Consider the following 554-nt stretch of genomic DNA (forward strand, 5'->3'; position numbering starts at 1 on the left):
CACGTGCCCGACGCGTACTGGGCGGGCCTGCCGTGCTTGTCCCAGTACTCCTCGATCGGGTCGAGGATCTTCCAGGACAGCTCGACCTCCTCGGTGCGCGGGAACAGGTTGGAGTCGCCGAGCAGCACGTCCAGGATCAGCCGCTCGTACGCCTCCGGGCTGGACTCCGTGAAGGACTCGCCGTACGCGAAGTCCATCGACACGTCCCGGATCTCCATCGACGTGCCCGGCACCTTGGAGCCGAAGCGGACGGTGACGCCCTCGTCCGGCTGGACCCGGATGACGATGGCGTTCTGCCCGAGCTCCTCGGTGGCCGAGGTGTCGAAGGGGGAGTGCGGGGCCCGCTGGAACACCACCGCGATCTCGGTGACCCGGCGGCCCAGCCGCTTGCCGGTGCGCAGATAGAAGGGGACGCCCGCCCAGCGGCGGTTGTCGATCTCCAGCTTGATCGCCGCGTAGGTGTCGGTCTTCGACTGCTTGTCGATGCCCTCTTCCTCGAGGTAGCCGATCACCTTCTCGCCGCCCTGCCAGCCGGCCGCGTACTGCCCGCGCAC

1 protein-coding gene is annotated in these 554 nt (G+C 68.6%); it reads right to left on the reverse strand.

What is annotated here, in order from left to right:
- Positions 1–554 (reverse strand): glucose-6-phosphate dehydrogenase (locus CCN35_RS29430; protein WP_483883418.1); only part of this gene is annotated, 554 nt, incomplete at both ends.

Source organism: Streptomyces thermovulgaris (assembly GCF_002155915.1).
GTDB classification, from domain to species: domain Bacteria; phylum Actinomycetota; class Actinomycetes; order Streptomycetales; family Streptomycetaceae; genus Streptomyces; species Streptomyces thermovulgaris.